Genomic DNA, 25987 nt, shown 5'->3' with positions numbered 1-25987 from the left:
CCCTGTCACACGATGAGCGGTACGAATACGTCGCACTCGCCGACGAACCACACGTCCACGATCGGCGCCATCGGCGCGCCGAGCCGGCGCAACACCGAGCTCGCGCTGCTGGTGTTCGCCGTCGTCATCCCGGTGTTCGCCTACGCCAACGTCGGCCTGGCGCTTCACGACTCGGTGCCGCCGGGCCTGCTGAGCTACGGGCTCGGACTCGGCCTGCTCGCGGGCGTCGGGCATCTCGTCGTCCGGAAGTTCGCGCCGTACGCCGACCCCCTGATGCTGCCGCTGGCCACCCTGCTCAACGGGCTCGGTCTGGTGGTCATCTGGCGCCTGGACCAGTCCGAGAAACTGAACAACTACGCCGACGCCGCACCGCGGCAGCTGCTGTACTCGGCGATGGGCGTCGCCCTGCTGGCGGTCGTGCTGGTCTTCCTCAAGGACCACCGCGTCCTGCAGCGCTACACGTACATCTCCATGGCCGGCGCGCTGTTCCTGCTGATCCTGCCGCTCGTGCCCGGACTCGGCGCGAACATCTACGGCGCCAAGATCTGGATCAAGATCCCCGGCCTCGGCACGCTCCAGCCCGGTGAGTTCGCGAAGATCGTCCTCGCGGTGTTCTTCGCCGGCTACCTCATGGTCAAAAGAGACGCCCTGGCCCTCGCCAGCCGCCGCTTCATGGGCCTGTACCTGCCGCGCGGCCGCGACCTCGGACCCATCCTCGTCGTCTGGGTCATCTCGATCCTCATCCTGGTCTTCGAGACCGACCTCGGTACGTCCCTGCTGTTCTTCGGGATGTTCGTCATCATGCTGTACGTCGCCACCGAGCGGACCAGCTGGATCGTCTTCGGTCTGCTGATGTCCGCGGTCGGCGCCGTCGGCGTGGCGAGCTTCGAACCGCACATCCAGACGCGAGTCCAGGCCTGGCTCGACCCGGCGCGCGAGTTCAAACTCTCCCGCTCAGGCATCCAGGACGGCATCGTCCACTCCGAGCAGGCCATGCAGGCCCTGTGGGCCTTCGGCTCCGGCGGCACCCTCGGCACCGGCCTCGGACAGGGCAACTCCGACCTCATCGGCTTCGCCGCCAACTCCGACTTCATCCTCGCCACCTTCGGCGAGGAACTCGGCCTGGCCGGCGTCATGGCGATCATGCTGCTCTACGGCCTGATCGTCGAACGGGGCGTGCGCACCGCCCTCGCGGCCCGCGACCCGTTCGGCAAGCTGCTGGCCATCGGCCTGTCCGGCGCCTTCGCCCTCCAGGTCTTCGTCGTGGCCGGCGGCGTGATGGGCCTCATCCCGCTGACCGGTATGACACTGCCGTTCGTGGCGTACGGCGGCTCCTCCGTGATCGCCAACTGGGCGCTCATCGGCATCCTGCTGAGGATCAGCGACACGGCCCGCCGCCCGGCCCCCGCCCCCGCCGCCAACCCCGACGCCGAGATGACCCAGGTGGTCCGCCCGTCATGAACAAGCCCCTGCGCCGGATCGCGATCTTCTGCGGCCTGCTCGTACTGGCCCTGCTGATCCGTGACAACTGGATCCAGTACGTCCAGGCCGACGAACTGCGCACCGACAAGAACAACCGCCGCGTCACCATCGAGCGCTACGCCTCACCCCGCGGCGACATCATCGTCGACGGCAAGCCGATCACCGGCTCCGCCGAGTCACCGGGCAGCGACTTCAAGTTCAAGCGCACCTACAAGGACGGCCCCATGTGGGCCCCGGTCACCGGCTACGCCTCACAGGCCTTCGGCGCCACACAGCTGGAGAACCTCGAGGACGGCATCCTCACCGGCAACGACGACCGGCTGTTCTTCCGCAACACCCTCGACATGCTCACCGGCAAGAAGCAGCAGGGCGGCAACGTCGTCACCACCCTGAACACCGCCGCCCAGAAGGCCGCTTACAACGGCCTGGAGAAGCAGGGCGGCAAGGGCGCCGTCGTCGCCCTGGAGCCCTCCACGGGCAAGATCCTGGCACTGGCCTCCTACCCGTCGTACGACCCGTCGTCCTTCGCCGGGAACTCCACCACGACGGACAGCAAGGCCTGGCAGAAGCTGCAGAAGAAGAACAACCCGGACGACCCCATGCTCAACCGGGCGCTGCGCGAGACCTACCCGCCCGGCTCCACCTTCAAGGTGGTCACCGCGGCTGCGGCCCTCGAGGACGGGCTCTACACGTCCGCCGACGCCAAGACGGACTCCCCGGACCCGTGGACCATGACGGGCACCAACACCAAGCTGCCCAACGAAGGCAACATCCCCTGCAAGAACGCGACACTGCGGGTGGCCCTCCAGTACTCCTGCAACACCGTCTTCGGCAAGATCGGCGCCGACCTCGGCAACGACAAGATGCTGGACATGACCAAGAAGTTCGGCTTCGACGAGGAGCAGTTCACGCCCGTCCGCGCCAACGCCTCGGTCTTCTCCGACGACATGAACCCCTCGCAGACCGCCCTGTCGTCCATCGGCCAGTACAACACCGCCGCGACCCCGCTGCAGATGGCCATGGTCGCCTCCGCCGTCGCCAACGACGGCAAGCTCATGAAGCCCTACATGGTGGACGAGCTCCAGTCGTCCGGCGTCGACCCGATCGAGAAGACCGACCCCGAGGAGCTGAGCCAGCCGCTGTCGGCGGAGAACGCCCAGATCCTCCAGTCGATGATGGAGACGGTCGTCGACAAGGGCACCGGCTCCAACGCCAAGATCGGCGGCGTCACGGTGGGCGGCAAGACCGGTACCGCCCAGCACGGCGTCGACAACAGCGAGAACCCCTACGCGTGGTTCATCTCATACGCCAAGGGCGAGGACGGCAGCTCGCCGGTCGCCGTGGCGGTCGTCGTCGAGGACGACAACGCCGTCCGTGACGACATCTCCGGTGGCGGCCTCGCGGCCCCGATCGCGAGGAACGTGATGGAGGCGGTCATCGAAAGCAAGAAGTGACCCCGCTCACGCCTGCTTCACATCGGTGCACGTTGCGATACCGGTCCTGTATCGGCTGACGGGCTTGGCCAGGTCACACAAAGCGAGCCGGGTACGGTAGGCCCGGACGGCAGCCTCCGACCGTACAAGCGTGCCGGTCGGGACCGACGGAGAGGGCTGGTAGGTAGCTATGGAAGAGCCGCGTCGCCTCGGCGGCCGGTACGAACTGGGCCAGGTGCTCGGGCGTGGTGGCATGGCGGAGGTCTACCTCGCGCATGACACCCGCCTCGGCCGCACCGTGGCGGTGAAGACGCTGCGCGCGGATCTCGCGCGTGACCCTTCCTTCCAGGCCCGGTTCCGCCGGGAGGCCCAGTCGGCCGCCTCGCTCAACCATCCCGCGATCGTCGCGGTCTACGACACGGGCGAGGACTACATCGACAACGTGTCGATCCCGTACATCGTCATGGAGTACGTGGACGGCTCGACACTGCGTGAACTGCTGCACTCCGGCCGCAAGCTCCTGCCGGAGCGTGCCATGGAGATGACCATCGGCATCCTCCAGGCCCTCGAGTACTCCCACCGCGCCGGCATCGTCCACCGCGACATCAAGCCCGCGAACGTCATGCTGACCCGCAACGGCCAGGTCAAGGTCATGGACTTCGGCATCGCCCGCGCCATGGGCGACTCCGGCATGACCATGACCCAGACCTCCGCGGTCATCGGCACCGCCCAGTACCTCTCACCGGAGCAGGCCAAGGGCGAGCAGGTCGACGCCCGGTCCGACCTGTACTCCACCGGCTGTCTGCTCTACGAGCTGCTCACCGTCCGCCCGCCGTTCGTCGGCGACTCCCCGGTGGCCGTGGCCTACCAGCACGTCCGCGAGGAACCGCAGTCCCCGAGCGTCTTCGACCCCGAGATCACGCCCGAGATGGACGCGATCGTGCTGAAGGCCCTCGTCAAGGACCCGGACTACCGCTACCAGTCCGCCGACGAGATGCGCGCCGACATCGAGGCCTGCCTCGACGGCCAGCCCGTCGCCGCCACCGCCGCCCTGGGCGCCGTCGGCTACGGCGGCTACCCCGACGACCAGCCGACGACGGCCCTGCGCGCCGACTCCGGCGCCGGCGCCACCTCCATGCTGCCCCCGATGAACCCGGACGACGGCGGCTACGGCTACGACGACCGCCCCGACCGGCGCCGCGGCCAGCAGCGCAAGTCCAACACCTCCACGATCCTGCTCGTCGTCGCGGGCATCCTCGTCCTCGTCGGAGCGATCCTGATCGGACGATGGGCGTTCAGCGGCGACGGAGGCGCGAGCAACGACACGCTCCCGGCGCCCACCTTCGTCGGCGAGAAGCTGGCCGACGCCCAGCAACTGGCGAAGAACAGCGATCTCAAGCTGAGCACCACCAAAAAGCCCTGCGACGACCAGATCAAGGGCAACATCTGCAAGCAGAACCCGGAGCCCGGGGTCGAGGTCAACAAGGGCGACACCATCTCCCTGGTCGTGTCGACCGGCGCGCCCAAGGTGACCGTGCCGGACGTCACGGGCCTGACCTACGAGAAGGCCGCGGCCCAACTCGACGACAAGGGCTTCAAGGTCGAGCAGAAGACCGAGGAGTCCGACCGCACCCCCGGCGTGGTCACCGACCAGGACCCCAAGGGCGACACGGAGCAGGAGAAGGGCTCCACGATCACCCTGACCGTCGCCAAGGAGGCGGAGAAGTCCACCGTCCCGGACGTGCTCGGCCAGAGCTGTGACGCCGCCAAGCAGCAGATGCAGGCCAGCGAACTGGTCGGCAACTGCACCGAGGTGGAGACCGACGACGACAACCAGGTCGGCAAGGTCATCCAGACCACCCCGCAGGCCGGCACGTCGGTCGACCCCAACTCGTCGGTCAACATCCAGATCGGCAAGAAGAAGCAGCAGCAGAAGGTCAAGGTCCCGCAGGTCGTCGGCCAGACCGTCGGCCAGGCCAAGCAGACCCTCGCGCAGCAGGGCTTCACCAACATCCAGTTCGCGGGCGGCAGCGACCAGAGCGACAACGCCCTCGTCGCCGGCCAGAACCCGGGTCCGAACCAGGAGGTCGACGACCCGGCGGCCACGACGATCACCCTCCAGACCGTGGGTGTCGGAGGCGGCAACAACAACGGCGGCAACGGCAACGGCGGCATCTTCGGCGGCCTCAGCGGCAGCAACAAGGACGACTGACCCCGCCCGCACCACACCGACACACCCCAGAGCCCCCGGCCCCACAGGGCTGGGGGCTCTGCCGTGCACGGCAGACGGCAGACGGCAGACCCGCAAGCGTGTGCGCCCGTCGATCGTGTCTTCATATGTCCCGACTCGTTCACCGGGTGGGGTGGGGAATCGCAACCCGCCCCGGCCACACGAGCCGAGAAGGGCAGAACGTGATCAACGAAACGGCCTTGCTGGAATCGCCGACCCTGCGCGGCAGCGTGCTCGACCGCACCGACGTACTCGACAAGGTCAAGGCACTGTCCCTGCTGCCGGACGGGATGCATGTGACGACCGCGATGGTGGCGTCGTACTTCGACGTTGGTCTCGAAGCCATCAAGTCGCTCGTCAAGGACCACCGAACCGAGCTGGAGGCCAGCGGCTACCGACTGCTGACCGGCGAGGAACTGAGGTCCTTCAAGAACCTCAGTGGAATCCAGTCACGCACCCGATCCCTGGCCCTCTTCCCCCGGCGCGCCGTCCTCAACATCGCCATGCTGCTCCGAGACAGCGAAGTCGCACGTCAGGTGCGTGTGTACCTCCTCGACACGGAGTACCTGGCACGCACACAGCCTGTGGAAAACCCTGCCCCGATGGACGCCGCCTCCCTCGACGCCCGCATCGACCAGCGCATCACCCACGTCCTGGGGACAACCGTCGTCCCCATGTTCAACGCCCTGATCGAAACCTCGAGCGAGCACCGGCGAGAGCTCATCGCCCTCCGGGCAGGCATCCAGCGCATCGAGAAGCGGCTCCGGCAACACCACGCCCGGCTACAGCGACTGGAAAGCCCCCGGGAGAACCGCCCCTTCGCCGGAGTGATGGCCGCGATGGACGCCATGATCGGGCGCGAGTTCGAAGAACACGTCGCCGAGTTGCTCCGCCGCGACGGCTGCACCGACGTGATCGTGCAAGGCGGCGGAAGGGACCGGGGCATCGACATCACCGCGCTCACGGCCGACGGCCGGCGCCTCGTCGTCCAGTGCAAGAGGTTCGCTCCCCACCTCTCCATCACCAGCCCCGAAGTCCAGAAGTTCCTCGGCGCCGCCAAGGTCCTGCACGACTCCGAGGTGGCCCTGTTCGTGGCGACATGCGCCTTCACCCGCGACGCCCTCAACATCGCCAGGGAAAGCGGCATCACCGCCGTCCACCGCGGGCTGCTCGAGGAATGGAGCGGCGGGACGCCCCTGAGCGCCCTGGAGTAGCGGCTCGAACGTCGAAAAGGCCCGAAGTCGCAAGAGAAAGTTGCGGCTTCGGGCCTCCGTCATGCTAGCGGCCCGATGCCCCCGAAGAAGGCGATCAGCCCAGTTCCTTCGGCGGTGTCCGATCCTCGTCCACCTTCTCCACCCGCTCCAGCTCGCCCCACACGACATACCGGTACGTGCTCGTGTACACCGGCGTGCAGGTCGTCAGGGTGATGTAGCGGCCCGGCTTCTTCCTGCCGGACTCCTCCGGGACCTTGGAGAGGACCTTGACGTTGAACTTCGAGGTCTCGGGGAGGATGCCGTAGACCTTGTAGACGAACCACTTGTCCTTCGTCTCGAAGACGATCGGGTCGCCCTTCTTGATCTTGTCGATGTTGTGGAACTTCGCCCCGTGGCCGTCGCGGTGGGCGGCGAGGGAGAAGTTGCCGTCCTTGCCCGACATCGGCAGGGTCGCCTTGACGGGGTCGGTGTAGTAGCCGGCCACACCGTCGTTGAGGATCTTGTTCGACGTGCCCTTCTCGACCAGGACCTCGCTGCCACTCATCGCGGGCACGTGCAGGAAACCGATGCCGTTCTTGGTGTCCAGCGCACCGGGGCCGCCCCGGCCGTGCGCCCAGTCCTCACGGACCTTGTCGGCCTGCTTGCCGGCCGCACGGTCGGCGACCACGTTCGTCCACCACAACGAGTAGGCGACGAACAGCCCGAGGACCAGGCCCGCGGTGATGAGGAGTTCCCCGAAGAAACTGACCGCCATGGCGATCGGGCCGGGCCTGCGACGTGCCGCAGGCGGCCGGGACCCCCCGCCGGTGTACTTCTCGTGGTCGGTGTCGGTGGTCGCTGCCACTGGTCATCTGCCCTTAACTGACGAGCGCATCCGGCTTGCCCTTGCTGCGCGGCCGTTCCTCGACCATCTTGCCCCAGACGATCATCCGGTACTTGCTGGTGAACTCCGGCGTGCACGTGGTCAGCGTGATGTAGCGGCCGGGCTTGGTGAACCCGGAACCCGTGGGCACCGGATTGAGCACGCTCGTATTGCTCGGCGACGTCACCGGCAGGATCGACGCCATCTTGTAGACGAAGTACTCCCCCTGCGTCTCCACGACGATCGGGTCGCCCGGAGCAAGCTTGTTGATGTACCGGAACGGTTCTCCGTGCGTGTTGCGGTGACCCGCGAGCCCGAAGTTCCCGCTCTTGTCGCCGGGCATCGCCGTCTTCAGCGCACCCTCGGCGTAATGACCGACCATGCCCCGGTCCAGCACGCCCTTGCTGCTGGTGCCCTCCGCGATCGGAACCGCCACGTCCAGCTTCGGAATGTGCAGGATCGCGAACCCCTGCCCCGGTTCGAACGCCCCGGGATTGCGCTTGCCGCTCGCCCAGTCGTTCTGAAGACTGCTCGCCTCCCGGCCGGCCTGGGCATGCGCCCGGACGTTCGTCCACCACAACTGGTACGTGACGAACAACAGCATCAGCACGCCGGTGGTGATGAACACCTCTCCGATCGCCCGGCTCGCCACGACCGCCGCCCCGGGCTTGCGCGCCCGCGCCTGCCGCCGCGCCTCGACCCGCGACAACGGCGCCCGCGACGTACCCCCTGTACCGGTGCCCCGCCCGGCATGAGCAGCCGACGGGGTCTCCGACCCGCCACCATGACGTCCATGACGGCGCTTGGCGGCCTTCCTGCGGGCCGCGCGCCCTCCATGGGTGGGTGCACCCTGCCGCGAGGCGGAAGAGCCCGCAGAACCCGATGCGGAGTCGCCGGACCCCGGCGGCGGATCCGGTATCCGCAACGCCACCGTCTCCTCGTCGGCAGGCGGCAGATACGCCTCCTCCGGAACGGGTTGATACGACGCGTACGGCTGCTGCGACTGCGACTGCGGGGACACACCGTACGTCTCCCCGCCCGACCACTCCTCGAACGCACCCCGCGCCCCGTACGACTGCTGCCCGTACGAGGTGTCGGACTCGCGCTCGGGGCGCAGGGCGGTCACGCCGAGGCCCTGCCCACCACCGGGGCGAGCCCGGCCGACCTCGCCACCGCACCCTGGTCGCCGCACTCCACCAGCCAGTTGGCCAGCATCCGGTGCCCGTGCTCGGTCAGCACCGACTCCGGGTGGAACTGCACACCCTCCACCGGAAGTTCGCGGTGCCTCAGGCCCATCACGATGCCGTCGTGCGTGCGCGCGGTGACCTCCAGCTCCGCCGGAACCGTGGCGGGCTCCGCCGCCAGCGAGTGGTAACGCGTCGCCGTGAACGGGGAGGGCAGGCCCGCGAAGACACCACCACCGCCGTGCTCGACCAGCGAGGTCTTGCCGTGCAGCAGCTCGGGCGCACGATCCACCACACCGCCGTACGCCACCTGCATCGACTGCATGCCGAGACAGACACCGAAGACCGGGACACCCGTACCGGCACAGTGCCGGACCATGTCGACGCACACACCGGCCTGCTCGGGCGTACCGGGCCCCGGAGAGAGCAGAACCCCGTCGAAACCGTCCTGGGCATGCGCCGTCGACACCTCGTCGTTGCGCAGAACCTCACACTCGGCACCGAGCTGATAGAGGTACTGGACCAGATTGAAGACAAAGCTGTCGTAGTTGTCGACGACGAGAATGCGCGCGCTCACTGGTTGTCCACCGTCACATCGTTGAAGGGCAGCAGCGGTTCCGCCCACGGGAAGACGTACTGGAAGAGGACGTAGACCACGGCCACGACCAGGACAAGCGAGATCACTGCCTTCGCCCACGTGTTCCCCGGCAGATGCCGCCAGATCCAGCCGTACATGCCGTCCCTTCCCTCGTACCACGGCACCAGACCCACGCCGTACAGCCACCAGACTAACGGCGCAGCGCCTCCGGTTTCCCGGCCTCCACGGGCTGGGTGGAGTCCAGGTGCGCCCAGACGATCAGACGGTGACTGTGTCCCCACTCCGGTTCGCACGTGGTCAGCGTCAGATAACGGCCCGAACGCGTATACCCGGATGTACGTGGGACAGGGTCGATCACCTCGATGTCCGAGGGCACTGTTTTGTACGGTCCTTTGTCGATCCGATACGTGAACCAGGTCACGCCGTCCGTCAGCACCACCGCGTCACCCCGCCTGAGCTCGGGGAAGTCCTTGAACGGATCCCCATAGGTGCGGCGATGGCCGGCGACCGCGAAGTTCCCCCTCTGCCCGAGCTGAGCGGTCTCGCCGTAGTGGCCGAGGCCCTTCTTCAGCGTGCCGGTGGCGGTGCCTTCGAGCACGGGCTTGTTCCACGTGAAACCAAGCCGCGGGATGTACATGATCGCGAAAGGCCTGCCCTTGGCGTAGGGCGCGGGCTTCGCGGGCCCCACAGGGGAGCCACCGGCCGGCGGACGAGGCCTGGACCACTCCTTCCGGAGCAGCTTGATCTGGTCGTCCATGACACCGTCGGCCTTCACACCGGTCCAGAACAGCACATAGACGACGAACAGCACGATCAGGCTGCCGACGGTGATACACAGCTCGCTGACGGTCCTGACGATCACGCGCACCGGCAGCTCCCCCGGTCCGGCTACTGCTCCACAGGCTTCGCGTAATGCAGATCCACTGTGCCCGAGTAGCCCGGCAGAGTCACCGGTCCGTTCTCCTCGACCTTCCAGCCGAGCCCGTAGACATTGACGTAGACCATGTAGTTCTGGATCGCCGGGGAGGCCGCGAGCGCCTTCTGCAGCTTGTCCGGGTCACCGACCGCCGTGATCTTGTACGGCGGTGAGTAGACGCGGCCCTGGAGAATCAGGGTGTTGCCCACGCAGCGCACGGCACTGGTGGAGATCAGCCGCTGGTCCATCACCTTGATCCCCTTGGCCCCGCCCTGCCACATCGCGTTCACCACGGCCTGGAGGTCCTGCTGGTGGATGACCAGGTAGTCGGGCTGCGGCTCGGGGTAGCCGGGCAGCTTGGCGGTGGCGTCCGGCGGCGCGTCATTGAGCGTGACCGTGAGCGAGTCGCCCTTGAGCCTCTGCGTACCCGCACGCTTCTCCAGCGCCGTGAGCTTGTCGTCCTCCGCCTTGGTGCTGCCGTCGTCACGCTCGGCGAGAGCCTCTATGTCCTGCCGCAGCGTGCCGTTGGTCTCGTCCAGCTCGCCGTTCTCCCGGCTGCGCTCATGGATCAGGTCGGACAGCTTCAGCAGCGAACTGTCCGTCCGGATGTTGGTGCCCTTGGCGGTGTCGAAGCTGGTGAAGAAGATGAGCCCCGCGAGAGCGAACACGGCCGCCGTGAGGATACGCACCGGGCGGAAACGGCGCGCGCGCTCAGGGGTGGATCCCGTCCCGGGGGAGTCGGCAGAATTGCTCAACGTACCCTTATCTCCTTCGGCGCGGCGGAAGCACTACGCTAACGGACGCCCGGGGGAGCAATCGGAGTCCCCTCACGCTGCCCCGAGACCGACCCAGATACCTGCGCGGCCACGCAGCGCATCGACAGGAGAGACCCTCGTGCCGAAGTCACGTATCCGCAAGAAGGCCGACTACACGCCGCCGCCTGCCAAGCAGACGACCGCCATCAAGCTGAGCAACCGTGCCTGGGTCGCGCCGGTCATGCTGGCCATGTTCCTCATCGGCCTGGCCTGGATCGTCGTCTTCTACGTCACCGACGGATCCCTGCCCATCGACTCGCTGGGCAACTGGAACATCGTGGTGGGCTTCGGCTTCATCGCCGCCGGATTCGGTGTATCGACCCAGTGGAAGTAGCGGTCACCGCACGGTGAACGCAGCTCTGCCCAGGGGTGTTCGTTGAGTTATCCACAGCGGTTTTCCACATGGGGATAATGAAGACGATCTGTGGATAACCAGTTGGACGTTGACGCCGGTATGACGGAAGTACCGGCACTCGAAAACGTGTTCGCCCCCTGCCTCACCTGCGGAAACGCGGGTCGGTGACAGGGGGCACATGTGTTCCCGCACCGTGTGCACAAGATCCGGCACCCGCTGTGGACAACACCTGGTCAGGCGAGCTGCGCCGTCCTCAGGACGGTCATGAGCACGACCACGCCCAGGACCAGGGCGCAGGTGCCGTACTGGACCAGTGCGCGGCGCTCCCGCGGGGCGTGGACCATGGCGTATCCGATGACGACACCGGCGACCAGGCCTCCGATGTGGGCCTGCCAGGAGATGTTGAATCCGGGGCTGAAGGTGAAGATCAGGTTGATCACCAGCAGCGCGATGATCGGGCGCATGTCGTAGTTGAGCCGGCGCATCAGGACGGCCGTGGCGCCGAACAGGCCGAAGATCGCGCCGGAGGCGCCCAGGGTGGCCGTGCTCGGGGACGCCAGGAGGTAGGCGAGTGCGCTGCCCGCGAGGCCGGAGATGAGGTAGAGGGCGAGGTAGCGGGCGCGTCCGAGGGCTGCTTCGAGCGGGCCGCCGAGCCACCACAGGCTGAGCATGTTGAACGCGATGTGCCAGATCTCCTGGTGGGTGAACATCGAGGTCACCATGCGGTACCACTCGCCTCCCGCCACGCCCTGTGTGGGGGTGAAGGGGGCCGGCGGCCAGGCGCCGCGCAGGACGATGTCGATGAGCAGGGGCTCGTGGACCTGGACGGCGATGAACACGGCCAGGTTGATCCCGATGAGGATCTTGGTGAGCAGCCGGGGGTCGGCGGCGATGGAGCCGCCCGCGATCGTGCGGGGCATGGCGGCGGTGGGCGAGTGGCCCGTGCCGGAACCGGTGCGGACGCATTCGGGGCATTGGAAGCCGACGGAGGCGTTGACCATGCACTCGGGGCAGATCGGGCGTTCGCAGCGGGTGCAGCGGATGCCTGTCTCGCGGTCGGGGTGGCGGTAGCACATGGGGACGCTGTGGGCGTCCTGTGGGCTGCCCGCAGCCTGGTCGTCCATGGTCTCCCCTTGGTCGTGTGAGAAAAGCCCGCCCCGCTCATCCTTACGGATGAGCGGGGCGATTGGTTCCCTGCGGGAGCCGTCGCACTCAGCGGGTTTCGATGACGACCGACTCGATGACCACGTCGTTCAGCGGCCGGTCGGTGCGCGGGTTGGTCTGTGTGGTGGCGATGGTGTCGACGACCTTCTGGCTGGCCGCGTCGGTGACCTCGCCGAAGATGGTGTGCTTGCGGTTCAGCCACGCCGTCGGGGAGACGGTGACGAAGAACTGGGAGCCGTTGGTGCCGGGGCCGGCGTTGGCCATGGCCAGCAGGTAGGGCTTGTCGAAGCGCAGATCCGGGTGGAACTCGTCCTCGAACTGGTAGCCGGGGCCGCCGGTGCCGTTGCCCAGCGGGTCTCCGCCCTGGATCATGAAGCCACTGATCACCCGGTGGAAGACCGTGCCGTCGTAGAGCTTGTCCGTGGACTTCTCGCCCGTCTCGGGGTGGGTCCACTCCCGCTCGCCCTGGGCGAGCTCGACGAAGTTCTTGACCGTCTTGGGCGCGTGGTTCGGCAGGAGCCGGACTTCGATGTCGCCGTGATTGGTCTTCAGGGTGGCGTAGAGCTGCTCAGCCACGATCTGCCTTCCGTTGTCTTTCCGTGACCCCCTGATCCTCGCACGGTCGGGCTCTCGCGTCGCCCGGCCTGGGTGCGGCGGGGGGAAACCCTCGGCGGGCCTGTGCAGAAAATCAGGCCAGTAGTCCCGGGGCGGGGGCGCGGGGCGGCGATCCGTGGCATTGTCGACGACAAGCTCCTGTTGCCCCCTATTCATCCGCTATTGCACGTGATCGGCTCTGGATGCCGACTTGCGTGACCCGGATGCCCTTCCGCGCATGCCTGGTCGTGCGCCAGGAGGCATGATCCGTAAAAGGGTGGAAAGTCGAAATACCGTACGCCACCGAGGAGGAGGAACCCGTGACCCGCATCGACAGCGTGCGCGCCGCGACTGGTTCGGCGAAGGACAGCGTGCTGCACGCCGCGGAAGTGGTGGCGCCCTACGCCGACACGGCCAAGGACAGGGCCGCGCACTACGCACACGAGGCACGCGTACGGCTAGCGCCCAAGGTGACGCAGGCCGCAGGGCAGGCGCGCGTCCAGTACGGCACGCATGTGCAGCCGTATCTGGAGCAGGCCCGCACGCATGTGCCGCCGAAGGTCGACCAGGCTGCCCAGGAAGCCGCCGAACGCACCCGCAAGGCCGCCCGCCAGGCGGCGGAGTACTCCAGGCCGAGGATCGAGCAGGCGGTGGCCGCGGCCGTGCCCGTGACGACCGAGGCCGCAGCCCGGAGTGGGGCCGCCCTGGCCGCGCTGCGCGGCCAGGTCACGTCCAAGGAGATCCAGAAGCTGGTCCGCAAGCATGAGCGGCGGGCCAAGACCGGCAAGGTCATGAAGACGCTGGTGATCCTGGGCGCGGTCGCGGGCGGTGCTTTCGCCGCGTGGAAGTGGTGGGACAAGCAGGCCAACCCGGACTGGCTGGTGGAGCCGCCGGCGGCGACGGAGGTCCCCGAGTCGGGGCATCTGTCGTCCGTGGACGGCACGGGCCCGTCGGTCCTGGACCCGGAGGTCGAGGCCAAGCAGGCCGAGGACGAGGCCGCGCGGCGCGACGACCGTTCCTGAGGGCGCCCGGATTCAACAGCACGGCGGGGCGGGAGACTTGAGGGTCTCCCGCCCCGCCGTGCTGTTTCACGTGAAACACCGGCCGCCGGCATCCGCGCCGGTGCGCGAAAAATGCCCTCCGATACCGCGTTTCCGCAGGTCGGAGGGCATTTCCGGTGTGGAGCCTAGGGGAGTCGAACCCCTGACATCTGCCATGCAAAGACAGCGCTCTACCAACTGAGCTAAGGCCCCGTAAGGGGACGTCCGACGGGAGAACCGCGTCCCGGCGGGCGTCGGAGACCAGAGTACCGGGTCACCCCCGTGGTTCCGCAAAAAGATTGGGGGTCCCCGTCGCCGACCACTCTCCGTAAGATGCTCGGCGTGGTTCGCTACCGCGAACCGCCGTACATGGGGAAGCGATGGGGAGACGCAATGGACGCCGCACAGCAGGAAGCGACCGCAAGAGCGCGGGAACTGCAGCGGAACTGGTACGGGGAGCCGCTGGGGGCGCTCTTCCGTAGGCTCATCGACGATCTTGGTCTCAACCAGGCTCGTCTCGCGGGGGTTCTGGGACTGTCCGCACCGATGCTGTCGCAGCTGATGAGCGGTCAGCGGGCGAAGATCGGCAACCCGGCTGTCGTGCAGCGGGTGCAGCTGCTGCAGGACCTGGCGGGGCAGGTCGCGGACGGCAGTGTGAGCGCCGCCGAGGCCACCGAGCGCATGGAGGAGATCAAGAAGTCACAAGGGGGGTCGGTGCTCAGCAACACCACTCAGACGACGAGCAGTTCGGGGGCGCCCACGGTCAAGCGGGTCGTCCGCGAGATCCAGTCGCTGCTGCGGTCGGTCGCGGCGGCGGGCGACATCATCGACGCCGCCGACACTCTCGCCCCGACCCATCCGGAACTGGCGGAGTTCCTCCGGGTCTACGGCGCCGGCCGCACCTCGGACGCCGTCACGCACTACCAGTCCCACCAGAGCTGATCCCACCGCCCGGCGCCGAAGGGGGTTCGGCAGCGGGCTGCGGGTGAGGTGACGGGGGACGCGTCGCGGACGGACGGGCACGAGGGGGCGTGGCCGTACGGGGGACCGGTCGACGCGAGGGGGATGTACCGCTCATCGAAGGAGTCGGGGACTCGGGAAGTCGGGGGACTCGGGGGATTCCCGCGGTCCAAGGGATCCCAGGGATTCGAGGGATTTCAGGGGATTCAGGGATTCAGGGGGTCGTTTCACCCGTCGGGGAGTCGTAGCGCTCGCCGAGGGGAAGCAAGGGGGGAAGCCGCAGGGGGAGGAGCGACGTACAGCCATGGGTGAGGTCTTCGCCGGCCGGTATGAACTGGTCGACCCGATCGGGCGCGGAGGGGTCGGTGCCGTCTGGCGCGCCTGGGACCACCGCCGCCGTCGCTATGTGGCCGCCAAGGTCCTGCTGCAGAGCGACGCGCACTCGCTGCTGCGCTTCGTCCGGGAACAGGCCCTGCGGATCGACCACCCCCATGTACTGGCCCCCACCAGCTGGGCCGCCGACGACGACAAGGTCCTGTTCACCATGGATCTGGTCGCGGGCGGTTCCCTGGTCCATCTCGTCGGGGACTACGGTCCCCTTCCGCCGGCCTTCGTCTGCACCCTGCTCGACCAGCTGCTGGCGGGCCTGGCCGCGGTGCACGCGGAGGACGTCGTGCATCGTGACGTGAAACCGGCCAACGTGCTGCTGGAGGCCACCGGCACGGGCCGGCCGCGGCTGCGGCTGTCCGACTTCGGCATCGCGATGCGGCTGGGCGAGCCCCGCCTGACGGAGACCAACCTGGTCGTCGGGACGCCCGGCTATCTCGCGCCCGAGCAGATGATGGGCGCCGAACCCGACTTCCCCGCCGATCTGTTCGCGGTAGGGCTGGTCGCGCTGTATCTGCTGGAGGGTGCCAAGCCGGACAGCAAGGCGCTCATCCAGTACTTCGCCGAGCATGGCACGCCCGGTGCGCCCAAGGGCATCCCGGAGCCGCTGTGGCAGGTGGTGGCCATGTTGCTCCAGCCGGATCCGGAGGCGCGGTTCCGTACGGCCACGGGGGCGCGCAAGGCCCTCGCCGCCGCCGCGGAGCTCCTGCCGGAACCGGGGCCGGACGACGAGCTGATCGAGATCTTCGACCAACTCGGCCCGCTTCCCAAGGGGTTCGCCCCCGAAGGGCCGCTGGAGAGAGCGAAGGGGCTGGGCCCGAGGCGGGGTCTGCCCGACTCCTCGGCGACCGTGGAAAAGCGGTCCCGGCAGGGAAGTGGCGGGGGCGAGCACTCGGTGCCCGGCGGACAGCACGCGGAGGCTGGGCAGCAGGGCGCCGAGCCCCGACAGTACGCCGAGCCCCGGCAGCAGGGCGCCGAGGCGGTGCCGACGGACCCGCGACGCGCCACCGGCCCGGACCCCACCCCGTTGCCCTCGATGTCGGACACCGGCAGCTTCCATCTGCCGCCTCCGCAGGCCACCGTCACCTCGTCGCCCACGCCCGCACCCGCGCCGGCCGCGCCCGCTCCGTATCGGCAGGCGCCCGTCTCGCCCCACGATCCGACGCACCGCCTGTCCCCCGCCCAGCCACTCCCGCCGGTGTACTCCGGCCCGCCGCTGCCCCCTGCGGAGCAGTACCGCACGGATGCCTCCACGGCCTCTGCGGAGCAGTACCGCACGGACGCCTCCACGGCCTCGTACACCGCCCAGAGCCCGCAGACCCCATCGGTCGGCCAGACGCCGTCACGGCACCGGGCACGGCGGCGTTCCCACGCCGGGCCTCCGGCCAAGGTGGCGGTGCCGCTGCTGCTTCTCGCGCTGGCCTGCTACGCGGTGGGCTTCTGGGCCCTCACCCGCGTCTGAGGGGTCCTGCGAGGGGCCGAGGAGTGCCCGCCCTCTACGTCGTGGTCCGCCGCCTGGCCATGACTGTCCACACCCCGAGCCCCACGAGCAGGGCGCTCCCGGTGCCGATGCCGCCCACGGCGAGTGCTCTCATGGCGGTGGTGTCGCCCGCGGCCACGCCCTCCGCAGCTGCCTCCCGGTCCTCGTCCGAGACCTCGAAGACGCCCTTGGGCACGGACTCCCCCGCGTACTCGGGACCGCTCCGGGGCTGCCCGCTCGTCCGGACGCGCAGGGTCATCGCGAACGGGCCGTTCCCGAAGGTGTCCGCGACGGCCTGCGAGAGATGGGCGACGAGGTAGTGGGAACCGGCGAAGCGCAGCGCGCTGACCTGTGCGGTGGCGGCGTAGCGGTTGGCGTGGTCGACGGGTGGCAGGGGCGGCAGGCTCCCGGACTTTTGGCCCCCGTCGTAGCCGACGCCCACGTCGGCGACGCGACCGCGCGCGGGGTTGTAGAGATCCAGGTCGAGCGCGCCGGACGTGTAGCCGGTGCCGCCGGAGTCGGAGCTTCCGAGCTCCGCGGTGACGGACACCTGCTGCCCCCAGTCGACCGGCACCTCGTAGAAGAGGGTCTGGCCGGGCCGGATGTCGTCCCGCCAGACGCCCTGGTCGACGGGGGTGGCATCGCTGAATCCCGCGCCGCCCTTCCGGCGCTCGGGCTCCCCTTGGAGCGGCTGGGGCGTGGCGGAGTTCCACGCCCCGGGTGCGCTGGTCGTCCCGGTCTTCGCTTCGCCGGGTTCCGTCATCGCGACGAGTTCCAGATCCCAGGCGTCCGGGGAGGAGCCCTCACCGTCGGGGTCGACGCGTTCCACGGACACGAAGTAGGCGCCGGCCTTCCGGCACAGCGGCTTGCCGGCCTCGCGCCTGCCCCAGGCCGCGATGGGGTGGGGGCTGCGTGCGACTCCGAAGCTCGCGGTGTCGTCGGAGCAGGTGTTGCCCTCGGCGTCCTGCATGGTCACCTTGATCCCGTCGATGACGGAGACCGTGCTGCCGGGGGAGGGGACGGCGGTGACGGAGACGTACGCGTTGGACGCGGCGTCGAGGTCGAGGCGGTAGCTGACGTTGCCGCTGCTCGGCAGGGAGCTCCTGTAGGTTCCGCCGGGCTTCAGCGGGGCGGCGTCTCCGGTGCTTCGTGCTCCCTCGACGCTCTGTGCGTCGTCGGCGAAGGCGTACGGGCTCGGTGTGCCGGCGACTTCTCCGGCTGCGGCGGCCTGTCCCGGCAGCACGGCCGCGGTCGCCCCCAGCACCACCGCCGCGGCGCCCACGCGCACGGCCATCGTCGGACGGCGGCGCCACGTCCCCGCGCTCCGCCCCCACGCCGTACGACGCCGTTCCGTACGACACCGACCCCTCACGCGCCACCCCTCACCGTCGCCGGCCACGAAGTCGTGCCACCGTCGCCCATCCTGCCGGGCCGGCCGGGTTCACGAGCGGGCCTCGGCACACAAAACCCCGACCGCGAGGCGGCCGGGGTGTGCTCGGTCTGGGTTGTCGTGACTCACGAACCCGTGGGCACGGAGTCAGTCGCCTCCGTCCACAGATCCTGCTCGGCGCGATCCGCCTGGATCTGGCGGTACACGAGGAGCCCGCCGATGGCGGCCAGTGCGACCAGGAGAAGCTTCTTCACCGCGCGACCTCGTCTTTCCTTGACGTAGGGGACCTCTGGCGCCCGACTATACACACCGACCGATACCGATCGGTGACCTGAGTCGGCCCTCAACTCCCGTCCCGGTAACCGGGATAGAAGCGGAGTGAACCGCTCCGATCGGAGGGTGATCACACCACGACGGACGGTTACTTTGACCTCTCTCCTCCGCTCTTCTGGGCTTTTGCCCGCCCTTGAGGCCATCCGGGTGGTGTTCATCTGAACATCGCCGCGCCACGGGCGTAGGTCCACCACTTCTCGGCCCCCATACACATCATGAGGAAAGTACGCAAATCGCCCAACCCGAAAGTGAGGGGCCATGGCCCGGAACAAGGTCATGAAGGTGTGGACCGCCATCGTCACCGCATTCGTCGCGCTGTGCACGGCGCTCGGACTCGTCACCACGACCGCCGCCGCGGCCGTACCGCAGACCGAGCAGAAGAGCAACAGCAACGGCGCGAGCATCCCGCAGCAGCGGACGGCGGCACCGGCGACGTTCCCCTGGTCCTCCCCCAGGGCCCTGCCCCCCACGATGAAGCAGCGCATCCGCGCCGAGGCCCACGGCAAGACCCCTCGCTGCCGGCACCGCTCGCCCGCGGACACGGCATCCTCCCCCGGCACCGACTGCACCGACGAGGACCCCGACGCCGACGCGGACCATCTCACGCCCCTGAAGCGCTGAACCCCCCGAACACCACCCAAGCGATCTGCGTACAAAGCCCGGCAGCTCGACAGAGCGGCCGGGCTTACGCATGTCCTGAGCCACGACCTCGGGCCAGGACGTGCCCAGTAGGCCACCCCGAAGCCTTACGCCGCCGTGTACCGCACCGCTGAACCCTGGTCCGGCTCTCGCTGAGGTTCGGCCTTGATCGGCGGGGGTTGTTCCGAACATGGACAGGCGGAGGCGTCGCATACTGACGCCATGCTCGCGCCGCAGCGGTTCCGGGATGCTCGACAGACGAAGTACCACTTCATTGACCATGTGCTCGTGCGCTGTCCGAAGTGCGCCGGAATTGCACATGTTGCCCCGGTGGCGCCTACGGCCGATGGCTCGGCCCCCTCGGTGTTCGCGCGCCGCCGCCTTGTCTGTAGGGCGTGCGGTCTGTCGCGCGATGCGGCCGGGGGAGGGTTTCGACTCTTCGGGGGGCGTGGTGAAGCCACAGATCCTTACTTCGGCCTGCCGTTGTGGTTGCAGGCGGAGACGCGGCACGGCTGGTTGTGGGCCTACAACCCGGAGCACCTGGAGCTGCTCCGCCAGTTCGTACGGGCGCCGCTGCGTGAAAGAACCCCATGGGATGCGCGGGTCAAGAAGATGACGGTTGTCGCGCGGCTACCAAGCTGGATCAAGAGCGCAAAGAACAGAGGTGAGGTCCTGCGTGCCATCGACCGAATCCGGTCGACGCTCGCCTGACCACCTCAACCACACACCTGCCCCAGCTCCCATCCCGTCCGCCGTCGACCCACACGCATCTGGAGCGGGCGGGGTTCATGGCGTCCAGGTGGAGTGCGCCACTGTACGAACGACCTGGACGCCATGGGCCGCGTCTGCACGGTTCTGCCTGAGTCGGTGGTGGTCGGGATGGGGCCCCCGCGCACGCCACTACGGACCCGCAGTCGGGAACGAAGCGAGGCCAGCCGCTTCACCCCGGTCAAGCAGGTCAGCGGGTCAAGGGCGCCGACCCGGTGCTCAAGGACCTCAAGACGGAGTCCTCAATGGAAGATCCACTCATCGGCTGATGTCAGCCATGGACGTCAAAGACCCCCAGCCGCTACCGACTGGGGGTCTTTTCGCTGGTGGGGCTAACAGGATTTGAACCTGTGGCCTCATCCTTATCAGGGATGCGCTCTAACCAACTGAGCTATAGCCCCGCCGCGCTCTGCGGTGTGTCCCGCGCGCTGACTCCTGAAGATTAGCGCACGACATGGGCAGTCCCAAAATCGGTTGTCGGGGCACCGTCAGGGCAACGACAGAGGTGACGTCACTCGTCCTCGGCGAGGGTCAGCTCGACACCGCCCACGAAGCCCGCGGACAGGTTGTAGATGAACGCGCCGAGCGTCGCGAGGGCGGTCGCCAGGACGACGTCGATGACCGCGATGATCGACGTGAACAGCAGGACGTTGGGCAGCGACAGGAAGGCCTGCAGGTCGAAGCCGTTGGACTCGTTCGAGCCGGTGGCCTCGGAGATCGTGCCGCCGACCGTCGAGAAGACGCCCATCGCGTCCATGACCATCCACAGCACGGCGGACGCGACGATCGTGCAGATGCCCAGGGCGATGGAGAGCAGGAAGCTGACCTTCATCACCGACCACGGGTCGGCCTTCGACACCCGCAGCCGCGCCTTGCGGACGCGCGGCGTGGTGCGTGCCCCCGTGCGAGGACGCCGCACGGCGCCGGCAGCGGCGCCCCCGGCCGCGCCGGCCGCCGCCTGCTGCGCCGGGTAGGCCTGCGGCGGGTGGTACGGCCCGGCCTGCTGCTGCGCCTGCCGTTCCCCGGGCAGGGGCGAGGCCGCGCCCGGTTCCTGCGCGGCCGGCTGCGGCTGCGCAGCGGAGGCGGACGGGCCCGCGCCGGGCTTGTTCTGCCCGGTCTGCGGACCTCGGGTGTCCGTCACAGTTCCCCCCTGTGAGTCATGCGCGTCAGGCGAGGGCTTGTCCTTGGTCGGGGACTTGATCGCCTTCAGGTTGGTCGTGTGCGGGTCCGCCGCACGCGCGGCGGAGCCACGACCGCCGTCGTCCGCTTCCGTACCCCTTGAGGTTCCGGCCGGTCCGGCGCCCGTGGCTCCGCTCACGCTGACTCACTCCTCGTGCCTACTCGGCCGAGGGCGCCTCACCCTCGTCCGTGCCGGTGGTCACGGCGCCTTCGGCGGTCTCGTCGACGACCACGTCGCCGTCGACCTCCTCCGCCTCGCGCCCCGCCTCGGCGTTGCGAGCGATGCCCACGACGGCATCGCGCTTGCCCAGATTGATCAGTTGGACGCCCATGGTGTCACGGCCGGTTTCCCTGATCTCGTTGACTCGCGTACGAATCACACCGCCCGACAGCGTGATGGCGAGGATCTCGTCGGTCTCCTCGACCACCAGCGCGCCGACGAGAGACCCACGGTCCTCGACGATCTTGGCGGCCTTGATTCCGAGGCCGCCGCGACCCTGGACGCGGTACTCGTCGACGTTGGTCCGCTTCGCGTACCCGCCGTCTGTGGCAGTGAACACGAACGTACCGGGTCGAACAACATTCATCGAGAGCAGCTCGTCCCCCTCACGGAAGCTCATGCCCTTGACGCCCGAGGTGGCGCGGCCCATGGGCCGCAGGGTGTCGTCCGATGCGGTGAACCTGATCGATTGCGCCTTCTTGCTGATCAGAAGCAGATCGTCGTCTGCCGAGACCAGTTCGGCTCCGATCAGTTCGTCGTCCGTACCGTCCTCCATCGACCGGAGGTTGATCGCGATCACACCGCCGGAACGGGGCGAATCGTAATCCTTCAGAGGCGTCTTCTTCACAAGCCCGGCCTTGGTGGCGAGCACGAGGTAGGGAACCGCCTCGTAGTCGCGGATCGCCAGGATCTCGGCGATCGCCTCGTCCGGCTGGAAGGCGAGCAGGTTCGCGACGTGCTGACCGCGCGCGTCCCGGCCGGCGTCGGGCAGCTCGTAGCCCTTCACGCGGTACACGCGGCCCTTGTTCGTGAAGAACAGCAGCCAGTGGTGCGTGGTGGACACGAAGAAGTGGTCGACGATGTCGTCTTCCTTGAGCTTCGTGCCGCGCACGCCCTTGCCGCCGCGCTTCTGGGCACGGTAGTCGTCGGTCTTGGTGCGCTTGATGTAGCCGCCCCGGGTGACCGTGACGACGATGTCCTCCTCGGCGATCAGGTCCTCGATGGACATGTCGCCCTCGTAGGGGATCAGCGTCGTCTTGCGGTCGTCGCCGAACTTCTCGACGATCGCGGCCAGTTCGGCACTGACGATGCCGCGCTGGCGGACCGGGGAGGCGAGGATCTCGTTGTACTCGTTGATCTTCGCCTGGAGTTCGTCGTGCTCCTGAACGATCTTCTGGCGCTCCAGGGCGGCCAGTCGGCGCAGCTGCATCTCGAGGATGGCGTTGGCCTGGATCTCGTCGATCTCCAGCAGGCTCATCAGGCCGCCGCGGGCGATCTCGACGGTGTCGCTGCGCCGGATCAGCGCGATGACCTCGTCGATGGCGTCCAGGGCCTTCAGCAGACCGCGCAGGATGTGCGCCCGCTCCTCGGCCTTGCGCAGCCGGAAGCGCGTACGGCGGACGATGACCTCGATCTGGTGCGTCACCCAGTGGCGGATGAACGCGTCGAGCGAGAGCGTGCGCGGCACGCCGTCCACCAGCGCCAGCATGTTGGCGCCGAAGTTCGTCTGCAGGTCGGTGTGCTTGTAGAGGTTGTTCAGCACGACCTTGGCGACCGCGTCCCGCTTGAGCACGATGACCAGGCGCTGGCCCGTGCGCGAGGAGGTCTCGTCACGGACGTCCGCGATGCCGCCGATCTTGCCGTCCTTGACGAGGTCGGCGATCTTCTGGGCGAGGTTGTCCGGGTTGACCTGGTACGGAAGCTCCGTGACCACCAGGCACTGGCGGTTCTGGATCTCCTCGACCTCGACGACCGCGCGCATGGTGATGGAGCCGCGTCCGGTGCGGTACGCCTCCTCGATGCCCCGGCGGCCGACGACGAGCGCGCCGGTCGGGAAGTCCGGGCCCTTGATGCGCTCGATGAGCGCGTCCAGCAGCTCCTCGTGGGAGGCTTCGGGGTTCTCCAGGTACCACTGGGCGCCGGCCGCGACCTCGCGCAGGTTGTGCGGCGGGATGTTGGTGGCCATGCCGACCGCGATACCGGCCGAGCCGTTGATCAGCAGGTTCGGGAAGCGGGCCGGCAGGACGGTCGGCTCCTGGGAGCGGCCGTCGTAGTTGTCCGTGAAGTCGACGGTCTCCTCGTCGATGTCGCGAACCATCTCCATCGACAGCGGCGCCATCTTGCACTCGGTGTACCGCATGGCCGCGGCCGGGTCGTTGCCCGGGGAGCCGAAGTTGCCGTTGGAGTCGACGAGCGGCATGCGCATCGACCACGGCTGCGCGAGGCGGACCAGCGCGTCGTAGATGGAGGAGTCGCCGTGCGGGTGGTAGTTGCCCATGACGTCGCCGACGACGCGGGCGCACTTGTAGAAGCCGCGCTCGGGGCGGTAGCCGCCGTCGTACATGGCGTACAGGACACGGCGGTGGACGGGCTTGAGGCCGTCGCGGACGTCCGGCAGCGCACGCGAGACGATGACGGACATCGCGTAGTCGAGATACGAGCGCTGCATCTCCGTCTCGAGCCCGACGGGCTCGACGCGCATGGCCAGGGCGTCACCCTCGGGCGTCGTCACGGGAGTGTTCTCGTCGGTCATTGCTGGTGAAGGTCCTTCCTGGTGCGGTCAGCTGAGACCGACTCAGATGTCGAGGAAGCGGACGTCCTTGGCGTTGCGCTGGATGAACGCGCGGCGGGCCTCGACGTCCTCACCCATGAGGACCGAGAACAGGTCGTCGGCCTGGGCGGCGTCGTCGAGGGTGACCTGGCCGAGGACGCGGTGCTCCTGGTCCATGGTCGTGATGCGCAGCTCCTCGGCGTTCATCTCACCGAGACCCTTGAAGCGCTGCACCGAGTCGTCCTTGATGCGCTTGCCCGCGTTGCGGCCCATCTCGATCAGGGCGTCGCGCTCGCGGTCGGAGTACGCGTACTCGAAGTCGTCCTTGCCCCACTTGATCTTGTAGAGCGGCGGGCGGGAGAGGTACACGTGCCCGGCCTCGACCAGGGGCCGCATGAAGCGGAACAGGAAGGTCAGCAGCAGGGTGTTGATGTGCTGGCCGTCGACGTCGGCGTCGGCCATCAGGATGATCTTGTGATAGCGCAGCTTCTCGATGTCGAAGTCCTCGTGGACTCCGGTACCGAAGGCCGAGATCAGCGCCTGGATCTCCTGGTTCTGCAGGATCTTGTCGATCCGCGCCTTCTCGACGTTCAGGATCTTGCCGCGGATCGGGAGGATCGCCTGGTACTGCGGGTTGCGGCCGGACTTGGCCGAGCCGCCGGCGGAGTCACCCTCGACGATGAAGATCTCGCACTTGTCGGGGTCGTTCGACTGGCAGTCCGAGAGCTTGCCCGGCAGGGACGCCGTCTCCAGCAGGCCCTTGCGACGTGTGAGGTCACGGGCCTTGCGGGCCGCCACACGCGCGGTGGCCGCCTGGATGCCCTTGCGGATGATGTCCGCGGCCTCGTTGGGGTTGCGGTCCAGCCAGTCCGTCAGGTGCTCGTAGACGACCTTCTGCACGAAGGTCTTGACCTCGGTGTTGCCCAGCTTGGTCTTCGTCTGGCCCTCGAACTGCGGCTCGCTCAGCTTGACCGAGATGATCGCCGTCAGACCCTCGCGGATGTCGTCACCCGTGAGGTTGTCGTCCTTCTCGCGCAGCAGCCTCTTGTCGCGCGCGTACTTGTTGATCAGCGAGGTCAGCGCGGCGCGGAAGCCTTCTTCGTGCGTACCGCCCTCGTGGGTGTGGATGATGTTGGCGAAGGAGTACACGCCCTCGGTGTAGCCGCCGTTCCACTGCATCGCGACCTCGAGGGACAGGCTCTTGTCCTTGTCCTCGGCCTCCAGGTCGATCACGGTGGGGTGCACCAGGTCTCCCTTGCGGGAGTTCAGGTACGTCACGAAGTCGACGATGCCGCCCTCGTAGTGGTACGAGACGCTCTTGACCTCGTGCTTCTCGTCCTCGCCCGCCTCGTCCGCGCCGGCGGTGGCCTTCGCCGACTCGCGCTCGTCGGTGAGGTTGATGCGCAGGCCCTTGTTGAGGAACGCCATCTCCTGGAAGCGCCGCGACAGCGTCTCGAAGGAGTAGTCGGTGGTCTCGAAGATGTCCGGGTCGGCCCAGAAGGTGACCGAGGTGCCGTGCTCGTCCGTGGCCTCGTGCCTGGCGAGCGGGGCCGTCGGGACGCCCAACTTGTATTCCTGCGTCCAGCGGTAGCCGTCGGTCTTGACCTCCACCGCGACCCTGGTGGACAGGGCGTTGACGACGGAGACACCCACGCCGTGCAGACCGCCGGAGACCGCGTAGCCGCCGCCGCCGAACTTGCCGCCCGCGTGCAGGACCGTCAGCACGACCTCGACGGCGGGCTTGCCCTCGGAGGGGACGATGCCGACCGGGATGCCACGGCCGTTGTCGACGACCCGCACGCCACCGTCGGCGAGGATCGTGACGTCGATGGTGTCCGCGTACCCGGCGAGCGCCTCGTCGACGGAGTTGTCGACGACCTCCTGCACCAGGTGGTGGAGTCCGCGCTCACCGGTCGAGCCGATGTACATACCGGGTCGCTTGCGGACCGCGTCCAGACCCTCGAGGACGGTGATGGCGCTGGCGTCGTACGAGGCGGTCACCTCGCCGTTCGACGAGGTGACCGCGCCGGTGGTGCCGGCGTCGGTGGACTGAATGTTCTCGTTGGGGTTGCCGGAATCGGCCACGAAGCGCCCTTTCTGGCACAGCACGAGCCAGGCTCGTCGGCGGGTTGCCGGAGCGGCTGCGGCATGTTGCGTTGGTAAGCCTTGATCAGCGTTGCTCAGCTTTTCCCG

At 68.2% G+C, this 25987-nt stretch carries 23 protein-coding genes and 2 tRNA genes; 10 read left to right on the top strand and 15 right to left on the bottom strand.

Translation table 11 applies throughout. From position 1 onward, the window contains the following. Window positions 1–12: 12 nt before the first annotated feature. From IGS69_RS17475 to IGS69_RS17460, 4 genes are all read left to right on the top strand, one after another. Window positions 13–1461 (top strand): FtsW/RodA/SpoVE family cell cycle protein, encoded by a 1449-nt coding sequence (locus IGS69_RS17475; protein WP_190900838.1) that lies wholly within the window; start codon window positions 13–15, stop codon window positions 1459–1461. Next, on the top strand, window positions 1458–2936 hold the full coding sequence (locus tag IGS69_RS17470) for a penicillin-binding transpeptidase domain-containing protein (RefSeq protein ID WP_190900836.1): 1479 nt from the start codon (window positions 1458–1460) through the stop codon (window positions 2934–2936). The genes IGS69_RS17475 and IGS69_RS17470 overlap by 4 nt, the downstream gene beginning before the upstream one ends. A 169-nt stretch (window positions 2937–3105) precedes the next feature. Then, the gene (pknB, locus tag IGS69_RS17465; RefSeq protein ID WP_190900834.1) at window positions 3106–5127 is read left to right on the top strand and encodes a Stk1 family PASTA domain-containing Ser/Thr kinase; all 2022 of its coding nucleotides are present in this window, start codon (window positions 3106–3108) and stop codon (window positions 5125–5127) included. A gap of 200 nt (window positions 5128–5327) precedes the next feature. Continuing rightward, window positions 5328–6359 (top strand): restriction endonuclease, encoded by a 1032-nt coding sequence (locus tag IGS69_RS17460; RefSeq protein ID WP_190900832.1) that lies wholly within the window; start codon window positions 5328–5330, stop codon window positions 6357–6359. A 94-nt stretch (window positions 6360–6453) separates the two neighbouring features. Here IGS69_RS17460 and IGS69_RS17455 read toward each other — a convergent pair whose 3' ends face one another. The 6 genes from IGS69_RS17455 to IGS69_RS17430 are packed head-to-tail and all read right to left on the bottom strand — an operon-like array spanning window position 6454 to window position 10674. Then, window positions 6454–7203: a class E sortase gene (locus IGS69_RS17455; protein ID WP_190900830.1), complete on the bottom strand. Its 750-nt coding sequence runs from the start codon at window positions 7201–7203 to the stop codon at window positions 6454–6456. A 13-nt stretch (window positions 7204–7216) separates the two neighbouring features. Next, the gene (locus IGS69_RS17450) at window positions 7217–8347 is read right to left on the bottom strand and encodes a class E sortase (protein ID WP_190900828.1); all 1131 of its coding nucleotides are present in this window, start codon (window positions 8345–8347) and stop codon (window positions 7217–7219) included. After that, window positions 8344–8982, bottom strand: a complete 639-nt coding sequence (locus tag IGS69_RS17445; protein WP_031105357.1) for an aminodeoxychorismate/anthranilate synthase component II — start codon at window positions 8980–8982, stop codon at window positions 8344–8346. The genes IGS69_RS17450 and IGS69_RS17445 overlap by 4 nt, the downstream gene beginning before the upstream one ends. Beyond that, on the bottom strand, window positions 8979–9176 hold the full coding sequence (locus IGS69_RS17440) for a hypothetical protein (protein ID WP_190904777.1): 198 nt from the start codon (window positions 9174–9176) through the stop codon (window positions 8979–8981). Before IGS69_RS17440 ends, IGS69_RS17445 begins: the two co-directional genes overlap by 4 nt. A gap of 17 nt (window positions 9177–9193) precedes the next feature. After that, a complete protein-coding gene (locus tag IGS69_RS17435) occupies window positions 9194–9871 on the bottom strand; it encodes a class E sortase (RefSeq protein ID WP_190900827.1) in 678 nt (225 codons plus the stop codon). A gap of 20 nt (window positions 9872–9891) precedes the next feature. Beyond that, window positions 9892–10674, bottom strand: a complete 783-nt coding sequence (locus IGS69_RS17430; protein WP_190900825.1) for a DUF881 domain-containing protein — start codon at window positions 10672–10674, stop codon at window positions 9892–9894. 139 nt (window positions 10675–10813) lie between these two features. On the opposite strand from IGS69_RS17430, the gene crgA reads away from it, so the two are divergent. Next, complete coding sequence (gene crgA / locus IGS69_RS17425; protein ID WP_030846986.1) at window positions 10814–11068, top strand: cell division protein CrgA; 255 nt, start codon at window positions 10814–10816, stop codon at window positions 11066–11068. Window positions 11069–11322: 254 nt separating this feature from the next. On the opposite strand, the gene IGS69_RS17420 is transcribed toward crgA, so the two are convergent. Together IGS69_RS17420 and IGS69_RS17415 are read right to left on the bottom strand one after the other, a co-directional pair. Continuing rightward, the gene (locus IGS69_RS17420) at window positions 11323–12213 is read right to left on the bottom strand and encodes a rhomboid family intramembrane serine protease (RefSeq protein WP_190900823.1); all 891 of its coding nucleotides are present in this window, start codon (window positions 12211–12213) and stop codon (window positions 11323–11325) included. A gap of 88 nt (window positions 12214–12301) precedes the next feature. Next, window positions 12302–12829 (bottom strand): peptidylprolyl isomerase, encoded by a 528-nt coding sequence (locus tag IGS69_RS17415; RefSeq protein ID WP_097217938.1) that lies wholly within the window; start codon window positions 12827–12829, stop codon window positions 12302–12304. 338 nt (window positions 12830–13167) lie between these two features. Here IGS69_RS17415 and IGS69_RS17410 point away from each other — a divergent pair, with 338 nt between their 5' ends. Beyond that, window positions 13168–13869 carry a DUF5324 family protein gene (locus tag IGS69_RS17410; protein WP_190900821.1) on the top strand — a complete coding sequence of 234 codons (702 nt, stop codon included), beginning with the start codon at window positions 13168–13170 and terminating at the stop codon, window positions 13867–13869. A gap of 158 nt (window positions 13870–14027) precedes the next feature. Here the strand turns inward: IGS69_RS17410 and IGS69_RS17405 are convergent. Beyond that, window positions 14028–14100 (bottom strand) — tRNA-Ala (locus IGS69_RS17405). Between the two features lie 180 nt (window positions 14101–14280). On the opposite strand from IGS69_RS17405, the gene IGS69_RS17400 reads away from it, so the two are divergent. Together IGS69_RS17400 and IGS69_RS17395 are read left to right on the top strand one after the other, a co-directional pair. After that, complete coding sequence (locus IGS69_RS17400; RefSeq protein ID WP_190900819.1) at window positions 14281–14829, top strand: helix-turn-helix domain-containing protein; 549 nt, start codon at window positions 14281–14283, stop codon at window positions 14827–14829. Between the two features lie 322 nt (window positions 14830–15151). Continuing rightward, window positions 15152–16696: a serine/threonine-protein kinase gene (locus tag IGS69_RS17395; protein ID WP_190900817.1), complete on the top strand. Its 1545-nt coding sequence runs from the start codon at window positions 15152–15154 to the stop codon at window positions 16694–16696. A gap of 34 nt (window positions 16697–16730) precedes the next feature. Here IGS69_RS17395 and IGS69_RS17390 read toward each other — a convergent pair whose 3' ends face one another. Together IGS69_RS17390 and IGS69_RS34645 are read right to left on the bottom strand one after the other, a co-directional pair. Next, window positions 16731–18008, bottom strand: coding sequence for a hypothetical protein (locus tag IGS69_RS17390; protein WP_232543552.1), 1278 nt, complete (start codon window positions 18006–18008; stop codon window positions 16731–16733). 221 nt (window positions 18009–18229) lie between these two features. Then, window positions 18230–18358, bottom strand: coding sequence for a DLW-39 family protein (locus IGS69_RS34645; protein WP_003999697.1), 129 nt, complete (start codon window positions 18356–18358; stop codon window positions 18230–18232). A 337-nt stretch (window positions 18359–18695) separates the two neighbouring features. Between IGS69_RS34645 and IGS69_RS17380 the strand changes: the two genes are divergently transcribed. Together IGS69_RS17380 and IGS69_RS17375 are read left to right on the top strand one after the other, a co-directional pair. Further along, window positions 18696–19058, top strand: a complete 363-nt coding sequence (locus tag IGS69_RS17380) for a DUF6344 domain-containing protein (protein ID WP_190900813.1) — start codon at window positions 18696–18698, stop codon at window positions 19056–19058. 240 nt (window positions 19059–19298) lie between these two features. Next, window positions 19299–19787 carry a hypothetical protein gene (locus tag IGS69_RS17375; RefSeq protein ID WP_190900812.1) on the top strand — a complete coding sequence of 163 codons (489 nt, stop codon included), beginning with the start codon at window positions 19299–19301 and terminating at the stop codon, window positions 19785–19787. A 381-nt stretch (window positions 19788–20168) separates the two neighbouring features. Here the strand turns inward: IGS69_RS17375 and IGS69_RS17370 are convergent. The 4 genes from IGS69_RS17370 to gyrB form a co-directional block, all read right to left on the bottom strand. After that, window positions 20169–20245 (bottom strand) — tRNA-Ile (locus tag IGS69_RS17370). 110 nt (window positions 20246–20355) lie between these two features. Next, window positions 20356–21162 (bottom strand): DUF3566 domain-containing protein, encoded by an 807-nt coding sequence (locus IGS69_RS17365; RefSeq protein WP_190900810.1) that lies wholly within the window; start codon window positions 21160–21162, stop codon window positions 20356–20358. Window positions 21163–21181: 19 nt separating this feature from the next. Further along, complete coding sequence (gene gyrA / locus IGS69_RS17360; protein WP_190900808.1) at window positions 21182–23776, bottom strand: DNA gyrase subunit A; 2595 nt, start codon at window positions 23774–23776, stop codon at window positions 21182–21184. Window positions 23777–23818: 42 nt separating this feature from the next. After that, window positions 23819–25879, bottom strand: a complete 2061-nt coding sequence (gyrB, locus tag IGS69_RS17355; RefSeq protein WP_190900806.1) for a DNA topoisomerase (ATP-hydrolyzing) subunit B — start codon at window positions 25877–25879, stop codon at window positions 23819–23821. Window positions 25880–25987 lie beyond the last annotated feature (108 nt).

The sequence above is a fragment of the Streptomyces tuirus genome, from assembly GCF_014701095.1.
Taxonomy (GTDB): domain Bacteria; phylum Actinomycetota; class Actinomycetes; order Streptomycetales; family Streptomycetaceae; genus Streptomyces; species Streptomyces tuirus.
This window is presented reverse-complemented; position numbering and strand designations above follow the sequence as displayed.